Genomic DNA, 16,692 nt, shown 5'->3' with positions numbered 1-16,692 from the left:
TATGGATTTTTTTTATTTTCCGTGGTATGGAAAACTGACTTTGCTTACAAACGCTCTCTAAACATCACCGGCACGAAATGCATTGGGCAAAAAAAACCCGCCATACCGGCGGGTTTCCGTTTTCAAGCTTCAGTCCAGTGAACTGAGCTGAGTTGCATTTATTCTCATAATCTCCGGCATCGCATTCGAACGTAACGGAGCCGTGCAGAAAGTCGTCAACCCAACATCAATGCATTTCCGTAAACGCCAGTTTCAAACCCAACGCAACCAGAACGCCGCCCATGGCCCGATCAAACCAGTGGCCCATTCGGGCGAACCCGGCACGCACTCGCGGCTGGCTGAACAGACGCGCCACCATGCAGAACCATGCGCCGGTCGCAAATGCCAGGTAAACGCCGTAACCGGCCTGGACCAGCATGGGTGTGTGCGGGTTGATGACGACGGTGAACAGCGAAAGGAAGAACAGGGTCGCTTTTGGATTGAGTCCATTGGTGACGAACCCGGCTGTAAAGGCACCTCGGGCGGTGCGCTCGCCTTTGGCGATGTTGATCGGGGCATCCGACGCGCTCGCCGGTTTGGCGCGCAGCGCCTTGAAGCCGATGTAAAGCAGGTATGCGGCGGCGGCCCATTTCAAGGCATTGAACAGCACGATGGACTGCGAAACGATCAGGCCAATCCCCAATAGCGAATAGCCCACGTGCAGGAATATCGCCGTGCCCACGCCCATGGCCGTGTAAGTGCCGGCCTTGCGCCCGTGGGTCACGCTTTCGCGCACAACGACCGCGAAATCCGGGCCGGGGCTGGCGACCGCCAACAGGTGAATCAGCGCAACGGTTAGAAATTCCGTCCAGTACATCGAAGGTTCTCCAGGCGTATGGGCGAGCGGCAGGCTCTGGTAGGCTCGTTACATTACGCCTCCCACTCACCGAGCAAAAGGTACAGCTGATGCCCAGTCAATGCCGAGCAGTTTTCCTGGATCACACCTCTCTGGATCTGGGGGACCTCGACCTCTCGCCGTGGCGTGAGACGTTCAGCGATCTGGTGCTGCACGCCAGCACCACACCGGATCAAGTCGCTGAGCGTCTGAAGGACGCCGAAGTGGCAATCTCCAACAAGATCGTGATTGATGCCGCCACGTTTGCCGCCTGTCCGGGCCTTAAGCTGGTGCTGGTCACCGCAACCGGGGTCAACAACATTGACCTCGACGCTGCGCGCAAACACGGAGTGGTCGTCAGCAACTGCCAGGGCTACGGCACCCCTTCCGTGGCCCAGCACACGCTGATGCTGCTGCTGGCCATGGCCACTCGCCTGCCCGACTACCAGCAGGCCATTCATCAGGGCCAGTGGCAGAAGTCGAAGCAGTTCTGCTTGCTGGATTTTCCTATCGTTGAGCTGGAAGGCAAGACGCTCGGCCTGCTCGGGCATGGTGAGTTGGGCGGCGCCGTCGCGAAGCTGGCCGAAGCCTTCGGCATGCGCGTGCTGTCGGGCCAGATTCCCGGCCGCCCCGCACGACCCGATCGCGTACCCCTGAATGAGCTGCTGCCGCAGGTCGATGCCCTGACCCTGCACTGCCCGCTCAACGATCACACGCGCGACATGATTGGCGCCCATGAATTGAGCCTGCTGAAACCAAAAGCATTCGTCATCAACACTGCGCGTGGCGGCTTGATCAACGAACAAGCCCTGGCCGACGCCCTGCGCAACGGCCATCTCGCCGGTGCGGCCACCGATGTACTGACCGTCGAGCCACCGGTCAACGGCAACCCGCTGCTGTCAGGGGATATTCCGCGCTTGATTATCACGCCGCACAGCGCATGGGGCAGCCAGGAAGCCCGACAGCGCATTGTCGGCCAGATCAACGAAAACGCCTTGGCATTTCAGGCAGGAAAACCCATTCGGGTCGTGAGCTGACAGCCATTCGATCGCCGGCTGGAGTGCGGCTTTGCAAGGCGCGCACGGCCCGGCAGGCCTGTTAGACTTCGCCCTTTTTTTCGAGGAGCCGATGATGGACCCGCGCAGTGAAGTGTTACTCCGGCAGGCCGATTTGTTTCAAGGTTCTTTGCTGCTGACCGGCCTCCCGGCCGATGATCTGCTAGGCACACTGCCCAACGCACGCGGCTGGAGCTGGCATGCCGGCGACTTCGCCACACTCGATACACGCTTTGCCGAGCGTGTGCATTTTGGCACCGAAGCACCGGCCGAGCCCTTCGAGGCCGCCGTGCTTTTTTTGCCAAAGGCCCGCGACCTCGCCGACTACCTTATTAACGCGCTGGCTTCGCGCCTGGCGGGCCGGGAACTGTTTCTGGTGGGCGAAAAGCGCGGCGGCATCGAAGCCGCCGCCCGCCAACTCAGCCCCTTGGGCCGCACCCGCAAGCTGGACAGCGCTCGTCACTGCCAGCTCTGGCAAGTCACCGTCGAAAATCCTCCACAGGAGGTTGAGCTCGACAGCCTGGCCAAACGCTTCGACGTCGAAATCGAAGGCGGCGCACTGAAAGTAGTGAGCCTGCCCGGCGTTTTCAGCCATGGTCGCCTGGACAGAGGCTCGGCATTGCTGCTGGAGAACATCGACAGACTCCCCGCCGGCCACGTGCTCGATTTCGGCTGCGGCGCAGGCGTACTCGGTGCGGCAGTGAAACGTCGATACCCCGAAACGCGCGTGACGATGCTTGATGTCGATGCGTTCGCCACCGCCAGCAGCCGCCTCACCCTTGCAGCCAATGGCCTGGAGGCCGAGGTGCTGACCGGTAACGGCATTGATGCGGCCCCCGAGGATCTGGACTCGATCCTGACCAATCCTCCCTTCCATACCGGCGTGCATACCGACTACGGCGCGACCGAAAATCTGCTGAAAAAAGCGCGAGAACATTTGCGAAAAGGTGGCGAACTTCGACTGGTGGCGAATAGTTTCCTGCGCTATCAGCCGATCATCGAGGCGCACCTGGGGCCCTGCGCGGTGATGGCCGAGGGTCAGGGCTTTAGGATTTACCGCGCTAAACGTGCGTGATAATTAGCGCTTGCCGAAAGGCAAACGTCTAGGCAGAATCCGCTCCGTCCTAGGGGAGTAGTCTCCCACGAGCGCCACGCTCGTCCGGCACGCATCAACATACTTGGTCCTCAGACCATGGTGCGTGCGACCCCAGATCCGCTCAGACGGATCGGTGGTTTGACAAGACCTATGACACGAACATCCTGACCCGGGGCGGGGAGGTTGTACGTGTCATAGCCGTGTCGACCCGCCCCTTAGGAAAACCCTGATGCTGGAATCCCTGTTGGTCCCCACCGCTGTCGTCGCACTGGCTGAAATCGGTGACAAGACCCAACTCCTCGCGCTCGTGCTGGCTGCTCGCTTTCGCAAGCCCTGGCCAATCATTGCCGGTATCGTCGCAGCCACGCTGGCCAACCATGCCGCGGCCGGCGCCGTCGGTGCGTGGTTCAGCACCTATCTGTCCGACGCCATCCTGCACTGGATTCTCGCCGCCAGCTTTACCGCCACAGCGTTGTGGACGCTGGTGCCAGACAAGCTTGACGACGACGAAGCCAATACCGCACGCAAGTTCGGCCCCTTCCTGACCACGCTCATCGCGTTCTTCATCGCAGAGATCGGCGACAAGACACAAATCGCCACGGTCATGCTGGCTGCGCAATATTCCTACCTGTGGCTGGTGATTATCGGGACGACATTGGGCATGTTGCTGGCTAACGTACCGGTGGTGCTGGCAGGTAATTTCGCGGCCGAGAAGCTGCCCCTGACCTTGATTCGCCGTCTGGCCGCAGGCGCGTTTTTCATTCTGGCGATCGTTGCCGTCTACAAGGCGATGCAGGTCAGCGGCTGGGTATAGACCGCAGACGGCAACCCATTGTAGGAGTGAGCTTGCTCGCGATGCTCTTCAAGCGCTCCGCAGATACGCGGCGACCGTTGATGATCGCGAGCAAGCTCACTCCTACAGAGTTTCATGCACCAGCCCGCTCCGAAAAACGCCGCGCAAGCTGACACCTATCGGGATCAGGCGATGATCAGCCCTTCGGTGCCTGCTGATACAGCGGCATTACCTTCGGGATCGCTGCTTGCAAAGAGGCAATCCGGTTGGATGAAGCCGGGTGGGTGCTCATGAACTCTGGCTGCGATGCGCCGCCTTGAGCTTCCATCTTCTGCCACAGGGTGATCGCGGCGTTCGGGTTGTAACCGGCTCGCGCCGCGAGTTCCAGACCGAGCAGGTCGGCTTCGTTTTCGTTGGCACGGCTGTTTGGCAGCGTCAGGCTGTAATCAACCACCGTGTCGGCCAGCGCCAAGCTGTCCTGACCCAACCCCAGTAACGCACCGGCGCCTTGCTTCGCCATTTGCACGCCGTACGCCTTGGACATGGCTTCACGGCCGTGTTCGCGCAAGGCATGGGCGATCTCGTGACCCATGACCGCAGCCAACTCGTCGTCGCTGAGCTTAAGCGTGTCGATCAGCCCGCTGTACACGATGATCTTGCCGCCCGGACCGCAGTTGGCGTTCAACTCATCGCTTTTGATGAGGTTGACGTCCCACTGCCACTGCGCAGCGTCGGGTCGCAGTTTCGGCGCCTGGGCGATGAGCCGTTTGGCCACGGCCTGGACACGTTTGGCCTCAGCACTGCTGTTGTCGAGCACGCCTTTGGAGGACGCTTCGCTGACGGTCTGCTGGTACGACTGCGCATACATCTGATTGACCTGATCGGTCGAGAGCATGCTGAACATGTATTGCTTGCGCTCGACACCCACCGAGTCACCGGTGGTGGTGTTGACCGCCTGACAACCTGCCACCAGCAAGGCTGCCGTCACGCCGCAAAGAGCAAAAATCCTGCGCATTTCGTATCTCCATTGAAACAATCGCGCCATCCTAGGCAATACGCAGGCTGAGCACCAGATGCCAGCCGTCTGCGAGGCGAAATGGGGCAAACAAATCGCGCGATCGTTCGTGCCGCCCTCAGGCCTCGCTGGCAGATCACGGTAGGAGCCCCTCGTCGTCCAGACGCCGCCTTTCGCGCAGCGAACATGCCACTGTGGGAGTGACCGGGGTAGCGCTCCACCTTGCTCGCGAAGAAATCCCCCACCTGAACATCCGGGATTTCCTGCGGCGAATATCGGGGTGAACGCGAGAAAAACAGAGCTACAAAGGCGTCAGGCATTCCGGCGCATTGAGCTTGGGATCGTTTACCAGATTGGCCAGCGGTCGTTCGCGCAGTTGAAGCTGCGGCGCGGCGAGCATTGCCTGCAACGTGATTAACGGGCAGTCCGGGTCGAGCCAGGCGCGTTGCCCTTCTTCATCGAGGATGAGCGGGCGGCGCTGGCTCATGGCCGACTGGGTGATCACAGCAGTGCTCAAGTACGTGTGGCCCTCGACGGGGTACGCTTCCCAGATCGCGGCGAAATACAGGGTGGACCCCTCGGCTGGCGTCAACCAGAACGGTCGTTTACGCACGGTCCCGCGCCACTCATAAAAGCCGTTGGCCGGAAGCAGGCAGCGTCGTTCACGAAAAGCCTGGCGGAACATCGGTTGTTCGGCCACGGTTTCGGCCCGCGCGTGGGCCGGTGTGCGGGACATGTCGGTCAACCATGGCGGCGTCAGCCCCCAGCGTGCTCGCGCCACCTCACGACCGGGCTCCTCACCAACGCCTGATCCGCCCTCCTCGCTCTGACCCGCCGCCGCCCTGACCATCAAGACCGAAGCGGCTGGAGAAATATTCCACTGCGCATGCTGGTCACTCGGGAATCCGGGCAAAGCGGCAAAGGCAGGTGACCAACGAAACAGGGCATAGCGTCCACACATGGGTTCAGCACAACTCTTGATCAAAACGGATGCAGCGCCACCAAACGAGATTCAGCACAGCAGTACATCGGGGTAACTGTCAGGCTCGTCGCCGGGCAGCGGAAAAGCGGCATTGTACTCGGTGATCAACTGGCGCGCCTGCTCGGCTCGGTCGTCGTCGACCGTAAGGCCCAGCAAACCGAACGCAGGCAGATCCCCGACGGCGCCGAGCAAATGGCGCCCGGTGATGTGAGATTCGATACCTTCGCTGGCAAGCATTGCCTGCAGCAGCTCGCCCTCCATCAGGTGCTCGGGCTCATAAACCTTTCGCATCACTCGTTCTCGCTGCGCACGTCGAGCGTCCAGTCTTCCCCATCGGTATGCAGGCTAAAATTGATCGGCCTGCAACAGACAGGACAATCTTCGATGTAGGCCTGATCGCCACCAGACAGGTCCAGCACGGCTTCCACCGGTTCGCCGCAATAAGGGCATTCGTAATCCTGTATTTCCTGCATCACAGTCTCCGGGCCCAGTTTTGCGTATAATCGCCGACTTGTTTGCGGGTCGAGCTTTATCCCTGACATCCGGGCATCGGCATTGTCTGCACCTTGAGCGAAGCCGTCTTGCTGCGCGGCCGCCTTCCAGGGATCAGGCCTCTGGGCCTTCGTCCAGGCCAATGCGAGCGGACTCGACCCTCCTTTACCTTAGCTGTTTCCGACAAGAGAGCATGATGGGCGAATTCGATGCCATCCGACCGTACGACGACACCGAAGTAAAAGCCGTGCTTGACCGGCTGCTGGGTGACAAGGCGTTCCTTGCGATCCTCACGCATTTCCGATTTCCGCGACTGGCCGGCACCCTCGGCTGGATCCTGCAACCCGCCATCGCGCGCAAGCTGCGCCGCCAGTTCGCGGGTATCGATACCGTCGCCGCCTTGCAGGACAAGGTTGAGCATTACGTCGATCACACCATTGAACGCGCCACTGACGGTGTGACCTACACCGGCGTCGAGCAGTTCAAGTCCGGGGTGGCCTACCTGTTCCTGGCCAACCACCGCGACATCGTGATGGACCCGGCTTTCGTCAACTATGCGGTCTACCACGCGGGCTTGCCGACGCCGCGCATCGCCATTGGCGACAACCTTTTGCAAAAGCCCTTCGTCAGCGACCTGATGCGCCTGAACAAAAGCTTCATCGTGCATCGCTCCATTACCGGGCGCCGCGAGAAGATGGCGGCGTATCAACTGCTGTCGGCCTACATCAACCACTCGATCCGTACAGACTGTCAGTCGATCTGGATCGCCCAGGCTGAAGGCCGCGCCAAAGACGGCGACGACCGCACCGAATCGGCCATCCTCAAGATGTTTCACATGAGCCGTAAAGACGAGCCGTTCGGCGAAGTCATCCGCTCCCTGAACCTGACGCCTGTTTCGATCAGCTACGAATACGACCCTTGCGATCACGCCAAGGCCCGGGAGCTGTACATCCGCGCGACGACGGGCGGCTACACCAAGGTGCCCGGCGAGGACGATGTCAGCATTGCCCTGGGCATCACCGGTTACAAGGGCCGCGTGCACGTCAACTTCGCGCCACCGATCACCGAGCTGTTCGAAGACACCAAGCAGCTGGCGATTGAGATGGATCGGCAGATTCTGGGCGGTTATCGGTTGTTCCCGGTGCATTACCTGGCCTACGCGCAGTGGGCCGATGCCGAACCGGCACTAAAGGTGCCGAAGGCTGCCGACGTATTCCCGGCCGATGAGCTGGAGCGTGCGGAAGATGAATGGCAGCGCCGCCTCAATGGCTGCCCTGCCGAGCATCGCCCGTTTCTGATTCAGCAGTACGCGATGCCGGTGCGCAATCAGTATCGGGTCAAGGCCGGGGTGCCACTTTAGGCATCGGCTCAAGCATCAACGGCGCTCGAAGGGCGCCGTTTTTCGTTGCATGCCGCGGTGAATCGGGTGAGCGCGAATGGGCACGTCTGCGTTCATCCGGCACTTACAGCTTTGTGCTCATCCACGACAACAGCAGCGCGAAGGCCAGGCATGCCGTCCCGAACCGGTAACTCATGCGGATCATGCGCAGCGTCGGCACGTCCATCAGGTGCATGGGCTCATCGATGGGGGCCTGCTCGGTGAGGTGGTGCAGATGAGCCAACTCCCGCTGCTCGCGCGAGCGGGTGGTGTGCAATAGCCAGATGCCGGGGCCTGCCGCGAGCAAGGCGCAGAGGTTGATGGCGATGCCGGGGGAGTGATGGATGAGCGACATGATGCCTCGATGGCGCCGGCTCAATGCGCGCCGCAGACTCTGTGTGGATCTGCCGATCACACTAAGCGCTGTCACCTTAACGTCACCTGAACCGGGCACTGTACGGGACCTCAAACCGACCCACTGCCACGGAGAGCGTCATGCTTCACGCCCACAACCAGGACCGCCTTTACCTCATTGCCCCCAGTGACGAACAGGAAGCATTGATCGACGCGCTCGCCTTCAACGTCCAGGACAGGCACTGGCTGGTGTACTGCGCCCTTGGCGGCCATGCGCACAATGATTTGCCGGATGTGGACCTTCAGACCGGGTACAGTTTCCTGGATTTTTACCAGGCTGCCTGAAAGCGTCGAGCAACGGCTCCGCCTGATCCTGCAAACTGCTTGCAAAAAAAAAGCCCCGACTTCTCACGAAGCCGGGGCTTTTTATCACCTTGGGCGTAGCGCTTATTGGCCGAGGGTACGGCCGATCGTCTGATCCTGGAACAGGCGAGTCAGTGCGTCGCTCAGCACATCGCTGATCAGCTTGGTGTTGGTCTCTTCGTTCGGCGCCATGCCGAAGCGCTGATCCAGCGAGGCTGCGTAGCGGCCGCTGTAGTTACGCCCGGCGTTCTGGACATCAGCGCGGAACGTCGAGCTGATGTTGGCCTCGGTGACGTACAGGCCTTCCTTGGGCGATTGGTACTTCAGGTCTGCCAACGTGACGGTCAATTGCGGACCGCTGCCGTTCTGCACCGGCGTGAACCCCAGCAACCGCACGCCCGCTTCAGCCTGGGCCTGCAACTGTGGCAGTAACTGCTGGCCGTTCACCGTGATCGAACTGGTTTCCGGGTACAGGCCGCCGCGCGTGCCGAGCGTCTGCGACTGACGGCCGTCAACCACCCGCACCACCACTTGCTGACCGTGACCGACCGGCGCCAGTTGAGCGTTCAGCTTGGGCTCCGGCGTGAGGGATTGCGGGCTGTGGGCACAGCCCGCCAGGGTCAGACTGCCAGCGGCAAGCAAACCGAACAGAACGCGACGCAACATGCTCATTTCTCCATGGGCCAAGGCACAAAAATGTGCCGCAGTATAGCGACCTCCCGAGGCCGCTCACTAGGGTAAAGATACGACAAAGTGCCATCGCAACGGTTCCGGTACGACCCCGCAGCGGCAATCAACACAATTGCGCAATCGCAACGTCACAGCGATGTCATGCCCACGCGCGATACTTTTTTCAACTCTCCAGCAAGGAGTCCTGCCATGGACTTTCTTTGGTCGTTGTTTTCAGTGCGCCGCCGCTATCGTCACTATGCCCTCGTGGACCAGCATGGAATTTGCGTGTCGTTCAAGCACTGCGCTCAGCAGCCCTGCGGCCAGGGTTGGGTCGAGGTCCACGATGCCAACTTGTGCTGGCTGAACCGCCCCCTTCCCTCCAGCGCCCGAGTGACTTCCCGGTCACGTGCGATTACCGCCCGGCAATTGCTCAGTATCTGACCGGAAGGCAAATAAAAGTCATTTTTGCTGGATCATTTCTGCCCGTTTCATCGCTATAATCTTCCCCCGATTATAAGGACGTCTCCTGATCGGGCCTCGCAGCATCGTTGACAGCACCTGTCGACTCCTCCGCATTGCCCACAGAGAGCCTTCCACACAGACATGTGCAGCCCGATGCGGGCGCAGCACTGATGCCGGACAGTCAATCGGTTTGAACGTCCCGCGCCAGTCCTTGCCTCACATCGCGTATGAACCTGATCTGCCAGAGCTGCCACCGCGCAGCCCTTTTTGAGGTTCGCGTCTCCAAAAGAGCGTGAAAAAAACGGGTTTTCACAACTTCACAAGAGTGTGGCAAGCAAATGAATAGTTACGCGTTTGTAAATGCACCGTTAGCGTCTGACCCAGCCCCCTTGCAAAGGACCGACCGCAACGCAGTCTCCGTCACAGGAGCCTGAAGCCTGTCCAGCCGGACGGGTTGCACAACCGGATGCCTTGACGATAGTCGAATGGCTGTTCGGGCCGAAAAATGCGTTCATGCTGATCGTGTAGAAGCATCAACCAGGCTCGTTCGGTGGCGTCCGCTGAAGATGCAAAATTGCGAAGAATCGGACATGGCGATCCCGGCCAGGTTGTACGAGGCACCGCGCCAAGCCGCGCCGCCCGCAACTGGCGACTGACCACGGGAATGCATGCCGTCAATTTGGTGCTGCAGATTTTGGAGACGCGTTAATGGCGCATAACGAAGCAGTCGACGTAGTGTTGGTCGGGGCAGGCATCATGAGTGCCACCCTCGCCGTACTGCTCAAAGAGCTCGACCCCAGCCTCAAGCTTGAGGTGGTGGAGCTCATGGATTCCGGTGCTGCAGAAAGCTCCAACCCCTGGAACAACGCAGGCACCGGCCACGCCGGGCTGTGCGAGCTGAACTACACGCCGGAAACGGCCGATGGCTCGATCGACACCAAAAAAGCGATTCACATCAACACCCAGTTCGAGGTGTCCAAACAGTTCTGGGCCTACCTCGCTCGTAAAGGCACGTTCGGTTCTTCGCGCTCCTTCATCACCCCGGTTCCGCACCTGAGCTTCGTTCAGGGTGAAAAAGGCATGGCGTATCTGAAAAAGCGTTACGAAGCGCTGCGTACCCATCACGCCTTCTCCTCCATGGAGTACACCGAAGACAAAGCCAGGCTGGCCGAATGGATGCCGCTGATGATGCCCGGCCGTCCGGCCGACGAGCCCATCGCGGCGACCCGGGTCATGCATGGCACGGACGTCAACTTCGGCAATCTGACCAACCTGCTGCTCAAGCACCTGGCCAGCGCGCCTGATGCACAGGTCAAATACTGCAAACGCGTCACTGACCTCACTCGCAAGGGCGATGGCTGGACCGTCACCATCAAAGACGTGAACAGCGGTAGCACCCGCGATATCGACGCCAAATTCGTGTTCCTCGGCGCCGGAGGCGCAGCGCTGCCATTGCTGCAGATGTCCGGCATCGAAGAAGGCAAGGGTTTCGGCGGCTTCCCGGTGAGCGGCCAGTGGCTGCGTTGCGACAACCCTGAAGTGGTCAAGCATCACCAGGCCAAGGTTTACAGCCAGGCCGCCGTGGGTTCCCCGCCCATGTCAGTACCGCACCTGGACACCCGAGTTGTCGACGGCAAGACATCCCTGCTGTTCGGGCCCTATGCCGGGTTCACGACCAAGTTCCTCAAGCACGGCTCGCTCATGGACTTGCCGCTGTCGATCCGCGCGGCGAATATCGCTCCGATGCTCGCAGTAGCCCGTGACAACATGGACCTGACCAAATACCTGATCAGCGAAGTGCGGCAGTCCATGGAGCAGCGACTGGATGCACTGCGGCGTTTTTACCCAGAGGCCAAAGCTGAAGACTGGCGGCTGGAAATCGCAGGGCAACGGGTGCAGATCATCAAGAAGGACCCTAAAAAAGGTGGCGTCCTGCAATTCGGTACCGAACTGGTGTCGGCCAAAGACGGCTCGCTCGCGGCGCTGCTCGGCGCCTCGCCAGGCGCTTCGGTGACGGTTTCGATCATGCTGGATCTGCTTGAACGCTGCTTCCCCGATAAAGCGCGTACCGAGTGGGCCGCCAAGCTGAACGAGATCTTCCCGGCCCGCGAAAAAGCGCTGGAAACCGACGCGCAGCTTTACCAGCGTGTCAGTGCCCAGAGCGACCAAAGCCTTGACCTGGTACAGAACAGCGAAACACCAAGTTTCGCTTGATACCTCACCGCCTTTAGGCCCCGCGCAACAAAAAACCCCACCTGAAAAGGTGGGGTTTTTATTTCTTGGGGATCAGCTCCCTGCTATTTCATCACGAACCTGACGCTATAGGCCTTTATTGCGTTCGTCCCTTTGATAACTGTCGCAGTGCACTCTGCCGGTACTGTCCCAACCGATTTGCCCGTTGCAGACTTCTGCGGCGCCGGATTGAGGGAGAACCAGTCGAACGTGGTTTCGTGGCCGGCCCTGAACTCGCAGATCTTGCCCTCACCGCTTACCCGGAAACTCGCAGAATCGTTACGCGGCTTCTTCAGCGTAATCGACACCGACGCAGTGGGTTCTTTAGCCGAAAAGCCATAGGCGGAGTAATCGGTATCGGTCGGAGCCCAGCTAGCGGCACTCAGCGCAAGGTCCATGCCTGTCTGGTTCCACATTTGGATGTTGAGCTGAATGCTCTTGGGGTAAGCCGCTTGTGCAGAAGCGGCTACAGCAGTCATGAAGATCGCCACGATGCCGGACATGACTTGGGGCAGTGTGTTTTTCATTTGATGAATTCCCTCTCTGTGTAAAAACGAGCGTCCTGCTCGTATCCCTGTGAACGTTGCCACGGGATGATTATGGTTCAGCGCGCGGCGTTCAGATGTTGTGAAGACCGAGACGTGCGGTGGGAATTGTCTTTGATTTGCGTGGGGCAGAGCAGAACCGAAAAATGGTCACCGATTGAAAAGGCACATCGGGCGCTGAAGAGCAGCGCCCGGCAATCACATGTTCAGCCTTTTGCCTTCTGGATCAGCTCGATGTAATCCTCGGCGTTACGCTGATCCTTGATCAGGGTCAGGAAGTCATTGCCGTGTTCGTCCTTGCCGTCGAGGTCGTAGCCGGCTTCCTTGAAGAACGTAAGGAATCGGGCGAAGTCGTCAACGCGCAGGCCGCGATAGGCTTTGATCAGCTTGTGCAGCGATGGAGAGGTAGCGTCGACCGGCTCGAAGTCCAGAAACTGCTTGATCTGGGCGTCGCCGATTTCATCGCCAATCACCTGCTTCTTATCTTTACGCATTGCTGACTCCAACTGACTTGCGGGACATTTCGTGGCGGGCAGTTTACCCCCCGCTCGTGCGCGGGCTCAACGCGCGCGTACGCTACCGGTGTGCAGGTCGGCCCAGACATGGCCGTTGGCGTAGCTGAGAAACTGGCAGTAAACCTTCTCGTTGCGCAGCAAATCCATGACCGCACGGTACTGAGTTGCGGGGTAGTACAACGTCAGCGTGCGAGAAGGCTCGTCGTAGGTGGGTTTCTTCAGGCTTTTGCTTTCACCGTCGAAATGGATCAACACCTCGGCAATGGTCGCTCCCTTGTTCATGGGCTTGCCTTTCAGGCGCACGACCAGCGGAGAAGTGACGGGAATGGGTTGCTGGTTCGACTGTCGCTGGCTGCCCACTACCACCGAATACTCGATGATCTGCAGCAATTGCTGCTGCTCTGGCTCGCCTTCGCGCACCGACAGCTCATCCGGCGGGAGGTATTGCGCGTGCATGGGTTCGGCAAGCGCGGGAAGTGGCAACGTCATCAGCAATATCAACGCAGCGGTGCTTCGAAACGATAAGGGCATGGGCGCCTCCCGAAAAAAGTGGGAGGCACTCTAGCATGTGCCGTACGCCGCTCATCTGCAGGTTGTGCCGAGCGATATCGGCAACCTCTGAAACTCGAATGGACGCCCCATTCTGTAGGAGCGCGCGTGCCCGCGAAGGCGGTGGGTCAGGCAGCATCGACGATAACCGGACGAATGCTTTAGCGGGCAAGCGCGATCCCACAGTCAATCCCGGTAAGTACCCAAGATTTCAGGTGACCTCACGACATGAGACAGCCTGGAATTTCTTTACATGCCTTTCACGGCATAAATGCCGGCGGCGTTGCGCCAGTAGCCTTTGTAATCCATGCCATAACCGAAGATGTAGCGATCGATGCAAGGAAGGCCGACGAAATCGGCCTTCAGGTCCGGCCGCGCTTTGCGGTCGTGATCCTTGTCGATCAGTACGGCAGTGTGGACTGCGCGAGCACCCGCGTGTTTGCAGAAGTCGATGATCGCGCCGAGGGTATGACCCTCATCAAGGATGTCGTCAATGATCAGCACATCACGGTCGATGAAAGACACTTCAGGTTTGGCTTTCCAGAACAGGTCGCCGCCGCTGGTTTCATTGCGATAGCGGGTAGCGTGCAGGTAGGACGCTTCCAGCGGAAAATTCAGATGGGTGAGCAGTTTGCCGGCGAAGATCAGCCCGCCATTCATTACGCAAAATACCACCGGGTTACGGTCGGCCAGCACGCCATTGATTTGCTCGCCAACGCGGGCGATGGAGGCCTCGACTTCGGCCTCGTTGTAAAGGCAGTCGGCCTCGCGCATGACTTGACGGATATGCTCGAGATCAGCGGACATGACGCTCTCCAGGGGGTGCTGTTTGAGGAAAAGCGGGCAAAGGTACGCATCCGCCGACATCAGGGCAAGTGTTTCTGGACTAACGTTGCACTGCCGTACCACAAATGTGGAAGCCCGCCGCCAACCTTCAGGACAAGTTACAGCTGAATAGATTAATCTAAGCCGTTTTTTTTGCCCGCCCGCTGGAGCCTTTCCCCTATGCCCATTCGTGAGATCCGCCATCCGCTGATCCGCCACAAGCTCGGCCTGATGCGCCGTGCCGACATCAGCACCAAGAATTTTCGTGAACTGGCCCAGGAAGTCGGCGCGCTACTGACTTACGAAGCGACCAAAGACCTGCCGCTGGAAACCTACAACATCGAAGGGTGGGCCGGTACGGTTCAGGTCGAGAAGATCGCCGGCAAGAAAATCACCGTGGTGCCAATCCTGCGCGCGGGCATCGGCATGCTCGAAGGTGTGCTCAGCCTGATCCCGGGCGCCAAGGTCAGCGCCGTGGGCGTTGCGCGCAACGAAGAGACCCTCGAAGCGCATACCTACCTGGAAAAACTTGCCCTTGAGATCGACCAGCGTCTGGCGCTGATCATCGACCCGATGCTTGCCACAGGCTCGTCCATGGTCGCGACCATTGACCTGTTGAAAAAGGCAGGCTGCCGCGACATCCGCGCCATGGTCCTGGTGGCCGCACCGGAAGGCATCGCTGCGGTTGAAAAGGCTCATCCCGACGTCAACATCTACACGGCGTCCATCGACCAGTGCCTGAACGAACACGGCTACATCATTCCGGGCCTGGGCGATGCCGGTGACAAGATCTTCGGCACCAAGCAGAAGGACGCCTGATGAAGCCGGATGAGTTCAACGATCCACTCTGGCGGACCATATTGTCGGGGGCGCAGATGCTCTTCGTGGCATTTGGCGCGCTGGTACTGATGCCGCTGATTACCGGCCTTGACCCCAACGTTGCGCTGTTCACCGCAGGGCTCGGCACACTGTGCTTCCAGGTGGTGACGGGGCGTCAGGTGCCGGTATTCCTCGCCTCCAGCTTTGCCTTCATTACCCCGATCATCCTCGCCAAAGGGCAGTTTGGCCTGGCTGCGACCATGGGTGGTGTGATGGCAGCCGGGTTCGTCTACACCTTCCTCGGCCTGGCAGTGAAGATCAAAGGCACCGGTTTCATCGACCGCCTGCTGCCGCCCGTGGTGATCGGCCCGGTGATCATTTCCATCGGTTTGGCGATGGCTCCCATTGCTGCAAACATGGCCATGGGTCGCACCGGCGATGGCGCCGCCGAGCTGATTCCGTACAACACCGCCATCATCATTTCCATGGCCGCGCTGCTGACCACGTTGATCGTTGCGGTGTTCGGCAAAGGCATCTTCCGTCTGGTGCCTATTATCTCGGGCGTGCTGGTGGGTTTCGCGCTGTCTTTCTACTTCGGCGTGGTCGACGTGGCGAAGATTGCTGCGGCGCCGTGGCTGGCCTTGCCGCACTTCACGGCACCGGAGTTCAACTGGCAGGCCATCCTGTTCATCGTGCCAGTGGCGCTGGCGCCGGCCATTGAACACATCGGAGGCGTGATTGCGGTGGGCAGCGTGACAGGCCGTGATTATCTGAAGAAACCCGGCCTGCATCGCACGCTGCTGGGCGACGGCATCGCGACAACCGTGGCCGGCGCTTTTGGGGGCCCGCCCAACACGACCTATGCCGAGGTCACTGGCGCGGTCATGCTGACCAAAAACTACAACCCGAAAATCATGACCTGGGCTGCGATTTTTGCCATTACCCTGGCGTTCATCGGCAAGTTCGGGGCATTGCTGCAGAGCATTCCGGTGCCGGTCATGGGCGGGATTCTGTGCCTGTTGTTCGGTTCGATCGCGGCGGTAGGCATGAACACGCTGATTCGCCACAAGGTTGATCTGGCAGAGGCGCGCAACCTGGTGATCGTGTCGGTTACGCTGGTATTTGGTATTGGTGGTGTACTCATCGGCACCGGCAACGGCCCTGATGATTTCGGCATGAAGGGCATTGCGCTGTGCGCCGTGACCGCCATCGTGCTGAATCTCATCCTGCCGGGTAACGATGCATGGAAGAACAAGCACCTGGATGACCAGTTGCCTTAGCGTCATAGCGTTATAAAAAAAGGGGCTTCACTCACGTGACGCCCCTTTTTTTCGCCTAGTCGTTTAGCGGCTGAGCATTATGAACACTGTTGCGAGCGACGTGTATTCCGCGTGGACCTACGGCGAATGCTCAGCGCGGTTCGCCAGCAAGCCGGCTCCTACAGATCGGGGAAACGACACGGGTCGTCCAACAACTCCGGGAAATGTCACGAATCTTCCAAAAAATCCGGGAAACGCCACGGGTATGCCGACACCTGCGAAAACGCTACGGGGTGTCCAACACGTCCGGGAAATGCCATGGGTCTTTCGACACGTCCGGAAGACGCCACGGGGCGTCCATCACGCCTGGTTCATACCACGGATCGTCCACCGGGCTTGGGCAACACCTTGA

Annotated in this window: 20 protein-coding genes and 1 riboswitch; of the genes, 9 read left to right on the top strand and 11 right to left on the bottom strand. The window is 59.8% G+C overall.

The features are described from left to right. Window positions 1-226: 226 nt before the first annotated feature. Window positions 227-856 carry a LysE family translocator gene (locus QRN48_RS04005; RefSeq protein WP_285349025.1) on the bottom strand — a complete coding sequence of 210 codons (630 nt, stop codon included), beginning with the start codon at window positions 854-856 and terminating at the stop codon, window positions 227-229. Between the two features lie 89 nt (window positions 857-945). On the opposite strand from QRN48_RS04005, the gene QRN48_RS04000 reads away from it, so the two are divergent. From QRN48_RS04000 to QRN48_RS03990, 3 genes are all read left to right on the top strand, one after another. Then, the gene (locus QRN48_RS04000) at window positions 946-1,911 is read left to right on the top strand and encodes a 2-hydroxyacid dehydrogenase (protein ID WP_285349023.1); all 966 of its coding nucleotides are present in this window, start codon (window positions 946-948) and stop codon (window positions 1,909-1,911) included. A gap of 94 nt (window positions 1,912-2,005) precedes the next feature. Next, the gene (locus QRN48_RS03995) at window positions 2,006-3,004 is read left to right on the top strand and encodes a methyltransferase (protein ID WP_191945853.1); all 999 of its coding nucleotides are present in this window, start codon (window positions 2,006-2,008) and stop codon (window positions 3,002-3,004) included. 39 nt (window positions 3,005-3,043) lie between these two features. Next, window positions 3,044-3,165: riboswitch (yybP-ykoY riboswitch) on the top strand. A gap of 89 nt (window positions 3,166-3,254) precedes the next feature. Further along, window positions 3,255-3,839, top strand: coding sequence for a TMEM165/GDT1 family protein (locus QRN48_RS03990; RefSeq protein ID WP_037018318.1), 585 nt, complete (start codon window positions 3,255-3,257; stop codon window positions 3,837-3,839). A gap of 175 nt (window positions 3,840-4,014) precedes the next feature. On the opposite strand, the gene QRN48_RS03985 is transcribed toward QRN48_RS03990, so the two are convergent. From QRN48_RS03985 to QRN48_RS03970, 4 genes are all read right to left on the bottom strand, one after another. Then, window positions 4,015-4,833, bottom strand: coding sequence for a M48 family metallopeptidase (locus QRN48_RS03985; RefSeq protein WP_285349022.1), 819 nt, complete (start codon window positions 4,831-4,833; stop codon window positions 4,015-4,017). Between the two features lie 301 nt (window positions 4,834-5,134). Further along, complete coding sequence (locus QRN48_RS03980) at window positions 5,135-5,794, bottom strand: SOS response-associated peptidase (protein ID WP_037018314.1); 660 nt, start codon at window positions 5,792-5,794, stop codon at window positions 5,135-5,137. 51 nt (window positions 5,795-5,845) lie between these two features. Next, a complete protein-coding gene (locus tag QRN48_RS03975) occupies window positions 5,846-6,106 on the bottom strand; it encodes a putative signal transducing protein (protein WP_037018311.1) in 261 nt (86 codons plus the stop codon). Continuing rightward, entirely contained in the window at window positions 6,106-6,288 is a 183-nt protein-coding gene (locus QRN48_RS03970; RefSeq protein WP_191945855.1) for a CPXCG motif-containing cysteine-rich protein, read from the bottom strand. The genes QRN48_RS03975 and QRN48_RS03970 overlap by 1 nt, the downstream gene beginning before the upstream one ends. A gap of 215 nt (window positions 6,289-6,503) precedes the next feature. Here QRN48_RS03970 and QRN48_RS03965 point away from each other — a divergent pair, with 215 nt between their 5' ends. Next, window positions 6,504-7,667 carry a 1-acyl-sn-glycerol-3-phosphate acyltransferase gene (locus tag QRN48_RS03965; RefSeq protein WP_191945856.1) on the top strand — a complete coding sequence of 388 codons (1,164 nt, stop codon included), beginning with the start codon at window positions 6,504-6,506 and terminating at the stop codon, window positions 7,665-7,667. A 103-nt stretch (window positions 7,668-7,770) separates the two neighbouring features. Here QRN48_RS03965 and QRN48_RS03960 read toward each other — a convergent pair whose 3' ends face one another. Next, on the bottom strand, window positions 7,771-8,040 hold the full coding sequence (locus QRN48_RS03960; RefSeq protein ID WP_037018305.1) for a hypothetical protein: 270 nt from the start codon (window positions 8,038-8,040) through the stop codon (window positions 7,771-7,773). 140 nt (window positions 8,041-8,180) lie between these two features. Here QRN48_RS03960 and QRN48_RS03955 point away from each other — a divergent pair, with 140 nt between their 5' ends. Continuing rightward, complete coding sequence (locus tag QRN48_RS03955; protein ID WP_037018303.1) at window positions 8,181-8,384, top strand: hypothetical protein; 204 nt, start codon at window positions 8,181-8,183, stop codon at window positions 8,382-8,384. A gap of 102 nt (window positions 8,385-8,486) precedes the next feature. On the opposite strand, the gene QRN48_RS03950 is transcribed toward QRN48_RS03955, so the two are convergent. Then, window positions 8,487-9,068: a YajG family lipoprotein gene (locus QRN48_RS03950; protein WP_037018301.1), complete on the bottom strand. Its 582-nt coding sequence runs from the start codon at window positions 9,066-9,068 to the stop codon at window positions 8,487-8,489. A 213-nt stretch (window positions 9,069-9,281) separates the two neighbouring features. Here QRN48_RS03950 and QRN48_RS03945 point away from each other — a divergent pair, with 213 nt between their 5' ends. Both QRN48_RS03945 and mqo read left to right on the top strand, forming a co-directional pair. Further along, complete coding sequence (locus tag QRN48_RS03945; protein WP_037018298.1) at window positions 9,282-9,515, top strand: hypothetical protein; 234 nt, start codon at window positions 9,282-9,284, stop codon at window positions 9,513-9,515. A 729-nt stretch (window positions 9,516-10,244) separates the two neighbouring features. Beyond that, window positions 10,245-11,750: a malate dehydrogenase (quinone) gene (gene mqo / locus QRN48_RS03940; RefSeq protein ID WP_191945857.1), complete on the top strand. Its 1,506-nt coding sequence runs from the start codon at window positions 10,245-10,247 to the stop codon at window positions 11,748-11,750. Window positions 11,751-11,833: 83 nt separating this feature from the next. On the opposite strand, the gene QRN48_RS03935 is transcribed toward mqo, so the two are convergent. The 4 genes from QRN48_RS03935 to QRN48_RS03920 all read right to left on the bottom strand — a co-directional run bounded on the left by QRN48_RS03935 (window position 11,834) and on the right by QRN48_RS03920 (window position 14,184). Next, entirely contained in the window at window positions 11,834-12,295 is a 462-nt protein-coding gene (locus tag QRN48_RS03935) for a hypothetical protein (protein WP_285349017.1), read from the bottom strand. Window positions 12,296-12,519: 224 nt separating this feature from the next. After that, window positions 12,520-12,807, bottom strand: a complete 288-nt coding sequence (locus tag QRN48_RS03930; protein WP_285349015.1) for a PA4642 family protein — start codon at window positions 12,805-12,807, stop codon at window positions 12,520-12,522. Between the two features lie 66 nt (window positions 12,808-12,873). After that, complete coding sequence (locus QRN48_RS03925) at window positions 12,874-13,359, bottom strand: hypothetical protein (RefSeq protein ID WP_191945859.1); 486 nt, start codon at window positions 13,357-13,359, stop codon at window positions 12,874-12,876. 267 nt (window positions 13,360-13,626) lie between these two features. Further along, window positions 13,627-14,184, bottom strand: a complete 558-nt coding sequence (locus QRN48_RS03920) for a hypoxanthine-guanine phosphoribosyltransferase (protein ID WP_037018287.1) — start codon at window positions 14,182-14,184, stop codon at window positions 13,627-13,629. Between the two features lie 198 nt (window positions 14,185-14,382). On the opposite strand from QRN48_RS03920, the gene upp reads away from it, so the two are divergent. Both upp and QRN48_RS03910 read left to right on the top strand, forming a co-directional pair. Continuing rightward, complete coding sequence (gene upp / locus QRN48_RS03915; protein WP_037018285.1) at window positions 14,383-15,021, top strand: uracil phosphoribosyltransferase; 639 nt, start codon at window positions 14,383-14,385, stop codon at window positions 15,019-15,021. Next, window positions 15,021-16,301 carry a uracil-xanthine permease family protein gene (locus tag QRN48_RS03910; protein ID WP_037018282.1) on the top strand — a complete coding sequence of 427 codons (1,281 nt, stop codon included), beginning with the start codon at window positions 15,021-15,023 and terminating at the stop codon, window positions 16,299-16,301. Before upp ends, QRN48_RS03910 begins: the two co-directional genes overlap by 1 nt. Window positions 16,302-16,692 lie beyond the last annotated feature (391 nt).

The organism is Pseudomonas sp. ME-P-057 (genome assembly GCF_030208975.1).
Lineage (GTDB): Bacteria > Pseudomonadota > Gammaproteobacteria > Pseudomonadales > Pseudomonadaceae > Aquipseudomonas > Aquipseudomonas lutea.
Note: the sequence above shows the minus strand (reverse complement) of the source record. Positions and strands in the feature narration are given on the sequence as shown.